Annotated in this window: 7 protein-coding genes; all 7 read left to right on the forward strand. The window is 66.5% G+C overall.

Annotated elements, in window-relative coordinates:
- Positions 1-11 precede the first annotated feature (11 nt).
- The 7 genes from CGR01S_RS03330 (at position 12) to fusA (ending at position 6,713) form a co-directional block, all read left to right on the forward strand.
- Positions 12-1,109 (forward strand): VanZ family protein, encoded by a 1,098-nt coding sequence (locus CGR01S_RS03330; protein ID WP_042422399.1) that lies wholly within the window; start codon positions 12-14, stop codon positions 1,107-1,109.
- A 9-nt stretch (positions 1,110-1,118) separates the two neighbouring features.
- Complete coding sequence (locus tag CGR01S_RS03335) at positions 1,119-1,475, forward strand: (2Fe-2S) ferredoxin domain-containing protein (protein ID WP_042422401.1); 357 nt, start codon at positions 1,119-1,121, stop codon at positions 1,473-1,475.
- Between the two features lie 80 nt (positions 1,476-1,555).
- Entirely contained in the window at positions 1,556-2,176 is a 621-nt protein-coding gene (locus tag CGR01S_RS03340; RefSeq protein ID WP_042422403.1) for an alpha/beta hydrolase, read from the forward strand.
- Positions 2,177-2,221: 45 nt separating this feature from the next.
- Entirely contained in the window at positions 2,222-3,391 is a 1,170-nt protein-coding gene (locus tag CGR01S_RS03345; protein WP_042422404.1) for a D-alanyl-D-alanine carboxypeptidase family protein, read from the forward strand.
- A gap of 111 nt (positions 3,392-3,502) precedes the next feature.
- Positions 3,503-3,880, forward strand: coding sequence for a 30S ribosomal protein S12 (gene rpsL, locus CGR01S_RS03350; protein ID WP_042422406.1), 378 nt, complete (start codon positions 3,503-3,505; stop codon positions 3,878-3,880).
- A gap of 163 nt (positions 3,881-4,043) precedes the next feature.
- Positions 4,044-4,517, forward strand: a complete 474-nt coding sequence (gene rpsG / locus CGR01S_RS03355; protein WP_042422409.1) for a 30S ribosomal protein S7 — start codon at positions 4,044-4,046, stop codon at positions 4,515-4,517.
- 87 nt (positions 4,518-4,604) lie between these two features.
- On the forward strand, positions 4,605-6,713 hold the full coding sequence (gene fusA, locus CGR01S_RS03360) for an elongation factor G (RefSeq protein ID WP_042422411.1): 2,109 nt from the start codon (positions 4,605-4,607) through the stop codon (positions 6,711-6,713).
- The last annotated feature ends 294 nt before the right edge of the window (positions 6,714-7,007 follow it).

A 7,007-nucleotide genomic window follows, 5' to 3' on the forward strand; every position in this document is an offset into this window, starting at 1 on the left:
GGCGGGCGGCTGTGCACAAGACCTCCGCCTGGCCGCTTGCGTGGGTCTACGGGGCGCTCATCGTCTTTGCCAGCCTGTTCCCGTTCACGGGCTGGCGTGCACAGGGCATAGATCCCTGGGTATTTCTCACGGCGCGCATCCCGCCGCCCTACTGGACGGGATTCGACGCCGGCACCAACGTGCTGGGCTACGCGCCGCTGGGCTTCTTGCTCGCCCTGGCCCTGGTGCGCACGGGTTGGGCGCGCCCGGCCGTGCCGCTGGCGGCGCTCGCGGGCAGTCTGCTGTCGCTGGCCATGGAATTCCTGCAGATCTACCTGCCCCAGCGCGTGCCCTCCAACATGGACTGGGTGCTCAACAGCGGCGGCACCCTGGCCGGGGCGCTGCTGGCCGTGCTGCTCGAACGCTGGGGCGCACTGGCGCGCTGGAGCCGCTTTCGTGCGCGCTGGTTCCTGCCCGACGCGCGCGGCCCGCTGGTGCTGCTGGCGCTGTGGCCCTGGGCCCTGCTGTTTCCGGCGGCCGAGCCCTTCGGCCTGGGGCAGGTGTTCGAGCGGCTGGAGCTGGCCCTGGCCGAGCTGCTGGCGGGCACGCCCTTTCTCGCCTGGCTGCCGGTGCGCAGCGAGCCCCTGCAGCCGCTCTCGCCGCTGGCCGAGCTGTGCTGCGTGGCCCTGGGGCTGCTGGCGCCGGCACTGCTGGTCGGCAGCGTCACGCGCCCGGGGCTGCGCCGCGCGGTGCTGGTGGCCACGGCCATGGGCGTGGGCGTGGGGGCGACGGCGCTGTCCACGGCGCTGAGCTTTGGCCCGGCCCATGCGTGGGACTGGCTGGGCCCACCGGCCCAGGCCGGCATCGTTCTGGGCGGCGCGCTGGCGGCGGCGGCCTTGCCGTTGCCGCCGCGCGCGGCGACCGTGCTGCTGCTGGTGGCCCTGCCGGTGCAACTGGCGCTGCTCAACGACGCGCCCACGAGCGCCTATTTCGCCGAAACCCTGTTCGTATGGGAGCAGGGGCGCTTCATCCGCTTCTACGGCCTGGGGCAGTGGCTGGGCTGGCTTTGGCCCTATGCCACGCTGCTGGTGGTGTTGCTGCGCGCCGCCCGCCCGCAGCGGGGTTCCTAAAATACCGCCATGAGCTCTCCCACCAGCGGCACACCGCAGCCGCAGTACTACGCGCGGCACATCTTCTTCTGCCTCAACGAGCGCCCCAACGGCGAGGGCTGCTGCGCCCTGCACGGCGCCAAGGCGGCGTTCGACCACTGCAAGACCCTGGTCAAGCAGGCCGGCCTGGCCGGACCGGGCCAGGTGCGCGTGAACAAGGCGGGCTGCCTGGACCGCTGCGCCGCCGCGCCCGTCGCCGTGGTGTATCCCGAAGGCGTGTGGTACAGCTACGTGGACCTGGCCGACATCGAGGAAATCGTCGAGTCGCACCTGAAGAACGGCCAAATTGTCGAGCGCCTGCGCACGCCGCCGGAACTCGGGCGCTGAGCCGGACTCTACGGGTATTGAGCTATTTTGGCATCCAGCGCTTGTCCGGCAAGCGCTGGCAGCTATACTATTCATAGCAAATGAACGCCCATACCGAGATTCTGAGCTTTGCCGGCGCGGCCGGCACTATCGAGGCGCGCCGCGACATGCCCGCGGGCACGCCGCGCGGCATGGCGGTCATCGCCCACCCCCACCCCCTGTTCGGCGGCACCCTGGACAACAAGGTCGTGCAAACCCTGGCGCGTGCCTTTGTGCAGTGCGGCTGGGGGGCGGTGCGCTTCAACTTCCGCGGCGTGGGCCAGAGTGCCGGCGTGCACGACGAGGGCCGCGGCGAACGGGACGACATGCTCGCCGTTGTGCGCCAGGCCGCACCCGAGGGGCCGCTGGCGCTGGCGGGCTTTTCCTTCGGGGCCTTCGTCGCCAGCCATGCGCTGGCCGCCTTGTGGGCGCAGCGCGAGGTGCGCCACGCCGTGCTCGTGGGCACGGCGGCCAGCCGCTTCGAGGTGGCCGCCCTCCCGCCCGAGGCCCACCTGCGCACCCTGGTGATCCACGGCGAGCACGACCAGACCGTGCCCCTGTCCGCCGTGCTCGACTGGGCGCGGCCGCAGACCCTGCCGGTCACCGTGGTGCCCGGCGGTGGGCATTTCTTCCATGGCCAGCTTCCCCTGCTCAAGGGACTGGTCGTTCGCCACCTCCAATGACCGGCGCTCCAGCCGGCCGACCTCTTTCCTCTCTGTCCTGACTCCATGCAACGACTCTTTTCCGTATTCCGCTCCTTCCTCCTGTCCGCCAGCCTGTCCGCCCTGGCCCTGGGCGCCCAGGCCCAGGCGCCCCAGCCCCCCGAGATCGCCGCACGCGCCTACCTGCTGATGGACGTGACGGCGGGCCAGGTCCTGGCCGGCAAGGACATCGACGCGCCCGTCGAACCCGCCTCGCTGACCAAGCTGATGACGGGCTACCTGGTGTTCGACGCGCTGCGCGCCAAAAAGATCACCCTGGACCAGAAGCTCCCCGTCAGCGTGCGCGCCTGGAAGATGCCGGGCTCGCGCATGTTCATCGACCCCAAGATGCAGGTGCCCGTGGACGACCTGCTCAAGGGCATGATCGTGCAGTCGGGCAACGACGCCACCATGGCTCTGGCCGAAGGTGTGGGCGGCACGGCCGAGAACTTCGTCAAGCTTATGAACGACCAGGCGCGTGCCCTGGGCATGAAGAACACCGGCTTCAAGAACCCCGAGGGCCTGACCGCGCCCGGGCACACCACCACGGCGCGCGACCTCTCCATCCTGGCGGCGCGCCTGATGCAGGACTTCCCCGAGTACATGCACTACTACGCCACCAAGCAGTACCGCTACGAGGGCACGCCGGCGTCCAACAGCAGCAACCGCAACCTGCTGCTCTACCGCGACCCGACCGTCGACGGCCTCAAGACGGGGCACACCGACGCGGCCGGCTACTGCCTCGTGGCCACGGCCAAGCGCGAATTCCCCGGCGTGGGCTCGCGCCGCCTGCTGTCCATCGTGCTCGGCGCCGCGAGCGAGAATGCCCGCGCCAATGAGAGCCAGAAGCTGCTCAACTGGGGCTATACCGCCTTCGACGCCGTCAAGCTCTTCGATGCCGGGCAGGCCGTGCAGACCCCCGCCATCTGGAAGGGCAAGGCAGCCACCGTCCGGCTGGGCCGGCCGGGCGCCATCGTCGTCACTGTGCCCGCGGGCAGCGCGGGCAAGATCAGCACCCAGGTCGTGCGGCCGGAGCCGCTCGTCGCGCCCATCACCCAGGGCCAGTCCGTCGGCACGCTCAAGGTGGTGCTGGGCGAGCAGCAGCTCGCCGAGGTGCCGCTCGTCGCCCTCGACGGCGTGGAGCAGGCCGGGTTCCTCGGCCGCGCCTGGGACGCCATGCGCCTGTGGATCCAGTGAGCCCCGCGGCCCCAGGCTTGCATTGAGGCGCTTCTTTTGCTACATTGGCAGGCTTTTCGGAATTTCCGAAGGGATTGACGTTTTCGCACATTCACGTTTAGGGACGTATTAATGCCAACCATCAACCAACTCGTGCGTCACGGGCGCGAGGTCGAGACCACCAAGTCCAAGAGCCCGGCGATGCAGAACTGCCCGCAGCGCCGCGGCGTGTGCACCCGTGTGTACACCACGACGCCCAAGAAGCCGAACTCCGCTCTGCGCAAGGTCGCCAAGGTGCGTCTGACCAACGGCTTCGAGGTCATCTCCTACATCGGCGGCGAAGGCCACAACCTGCAAGAGCACAGCGTGGTGCTCGTGCGCGGCGGCCGTGTGAAGGACTTGCCCGGTGTGCGTTACCACATCGTGCGCGGCTCCCTGGACCTGCAAGGGGTCAAGGACCGCAAGCAGGCCCGTTCCAAGTACGGCGCCAAGAAGCCCAAGGCCAAGTAATCTGGCCAGTGCAGATTTTCGGTGCTGTGTCCGCCGCGTGGCGCGGAAGATGCAGCGTAGTGACCCTCCCGCAAAATGGTTTGCGCGGGTCGAGTAAGTGGGAGTCCTGATGGCTCTCGCGGTGCCTGAAATGGTGCCAACTGAAGCAAGATAGAGGTAAAAAATGCCACGTCGTCGCGAAGTCCCCAAACGTGAAATCCTGCCGGATCCCAAGTTCGGCAACGTCGAGCTGTCCAAATTCATGAACGTCATCATGGAAGGCGGCAAAAAAGCAGTGGCAGAGCGCATCATCTACGGCGCCCTGGAACTGATCGAGAAGAAGCAGCCCGAGAAGAGCGCCATCGAGGTGTTCAACACGGCCATCAACAACGTCAAGCCCATGGTGGAAGTCAAGTCCCGCCGCGTGGGTGGCGCCAACTACCAGGTGCCCGTGGAAGTGCGTCCCGTGCGCCGTCTGGCGCTGTCGATGCGCTGGATCAAGGAAGCGGCGCGCAAGCGCAGCGAGAAGTCCATGGCCCAGCGCCTGGCCAACGAGTTGATGGAAGCCACCGAAGGCCGTGGCGGCGCCATGAAGCGCCGTGACGAAGTGCACCGCATGGCCGAGGCCAACAAGGCCTTCAGCCACTTCCGCTTCTAAGCTCCCATCTTCCCATCTCGAAGGCCGGGGCCCGACTCGTCAGTATCTGGCGATCGGGCTCTTGGCCATGAACGAAAGACCCACACCATGGCCCGCAAAACCCCCCTTGAGCGCTACCGCAACATCGGTATCTCGGCCCACATCGACGCTGGCAAGACCACCACGTCCGAGCGCATCCTGTTCTACACCGGCGTGACCCACAAGCTGGGCGAAGTGCACGACGGCGCGGCCACCACCGACTGGATGGAGCAGGAGCAAGAGCGCGGCATCACGATCACCTCGTCCGCCGTGACCTGCTTCTGGAAGGGCATGGACCTGTCGCGCCCCGAGCACCGCATCAACATCATCGACACCCCGGGCCACGTGGACTTCACCATCGAGGTGGAGCGCTCCATGCGCGTGCTCGACGGCGCCGTGATGGTGTACTGCGCCGTGGGCGGCGTGCAGCCCCAGTCCGAGACCGTGTGGCGCCAGGCCAACAAGCACAAGGTGCCGCGCCTAGCCTTCGTGAACAAGATGGACCGCACCGGCGCCAACTTCTTCAAGGTCTACGACCAGATGAAGCTGCGCCTGAACGCCAACCCCGTGCCCATCGTGGTGCCCATCGGCGCCGAAGACCACTTCCAGGGCGTGGTGGACCTGCTCAAGATGAAGGCCATCATCTGGGACGAGGCCAGCCAGGGCATGAAGTTCGAGTACGGCGACATCCCCGCCGACCTGGCGGAAACCTGCAAGAAGTGGCGCGAGAACATGGTCGAGGCCGCTGCCGAGGCCAGCGAAGAGCTGATGAACAAGTACCTGGAAGAGGGTGACCTCTCCGAGGCCGAGATCATCGCCGGCCTGCGCCAGCGCACCATCGCCACCGAAATCCAGCCCATGCTGTGCGGCTCGGCCTTCAAGAACAAGGGCGTGCAGCGCATGCTCGACGCCGTGCTCGACCTGCTGCCCGCGCCCACCGACATTCCCGACGTGGCCGGCACCGACCCCGACGACGAAGAGAAGAAGCTCACGCGCAAGGCCGACGACAACGAGAAGTTCTCCGCCCTGGCATTCAAGCTCATGACCGACCCCTTCGTCGGCCAGCTGACCTTCGTGCGCGTGTACTCCGGTGTGCTGACCAAGGGCGACACCGTGTACAACGCCGTCAAGGGCAAGAAGGAGCGCATCGGCCGTATCGTGCAGATGCACGCCAACGAGCGCCAGGAAATCGACGAAATCCGCGCTGGCGACATCGCGGCCTGCGTGGGCCTCAAGGAAGTGACCACGGGCGACACCCTGTGCGACCTGGACAACCACATCATGCTTGAGAAGATGGTCTTCCCCGAGCCCGTGATCGCCCAGGCCGTCGAGCCCAAGACCAAGGCCGACCAGGAGAAGATGGGTATCGCCCTCTCGCGCCTGGCCTCCGAGGATCCGTCCTTCCGCGTGCGCACCGACGAGGAATCGGGCCAGACCATCATCGCCGGCATGGGCGAGCTGCACCTGGAAATCATCGTCGACCGCATGAAGCGCGAGTTCGGCGTGGAAGCCAACGTCGGCAAGCCCCAGGTGGCCTACCGCGAAACCATCCGCTCCACGGTCAAGGACGTGGACGGCAAGTTCGTGCGCCAGTCCGGTGGTAAGGGCCAGTACGGCCACGTGGTGTTCCGCGTCGAACCCAACGAGCCGGGCAAGGGTTTCGAGTTCCTCGACGAGATCAAGGGCGGCGTGGTGCCGCGCGAGTACATCCCCGCCGTGCAAAAGGGTGTGGAAGAAGCGCTCACCAGCGGCGTGCTGGCCGGCTACCCCGTGGTGGACGTCAAGGTCGCGCTGACCTTCGGCTCCTACCACGACGTGGACTCGTCCGAACAGGCGTTCAAGATGGCCGCCATCTTCGGCTTCAAGGAAGCCGCCAAGAAGGCCCAACCCGTCATCCTGGAGCCCATGATGGCCGTGGAAGTGGAAACGCCGGAAGACTACGCCGGTACCGTGATGGGCGACCTCTCCAGCCGCCGCGGCATGGTGCAGGGCATGGACGACATGGTCGGTGGCGGCAAGGCCATCAAGGCCGAGGTGCCGCTGTCCGAGATGTTCGGCTACGCCACGCAACTGCGCTCCATGACGCAGGGCCGTGCCACGTACACCATGGAGTTCAAGCACTACGCCGAAGCTCCGCGCAACGTGGCCGAGGCCATCATCGCTGCACGCGCAAAGTAAATAAAAGCTGCCAGACCAAAATTTGCGCAGCAAATTTTGCTCGGGCGCCTCTGACCAGGAAGGGCCGGATCCAAAATGCACAGCATTTTTACCCACGCACCTCTGAGCAGAGAAATGGGCCGCTAGCGCTTATACAGCAAGCGCTAGTAGCTCACTAAAAGATAGCAAGATTCTTGCAATCTGCGATCCGGTGCCGTCCCGTTGCCCTGTGCGGGACGAACCAGCAACCGGATGCAGACGTTAAACCCCGACACAGGCATTGCTCTTTGGAGAACAGAAATGGCTAAGGAAAAA

The sequence above is a fragment of the Comamonas granuli NBRC 101663 genome, assembly GCF_000739995.1.
In the GTDB taxonomy this organism is placed as follows: Bacteria; Pseudomonadota; Gammaproteobacteria; order Burkholderiales; family Burkholderiaceae_C; genus Simplicispira; species Simplicispira granuli.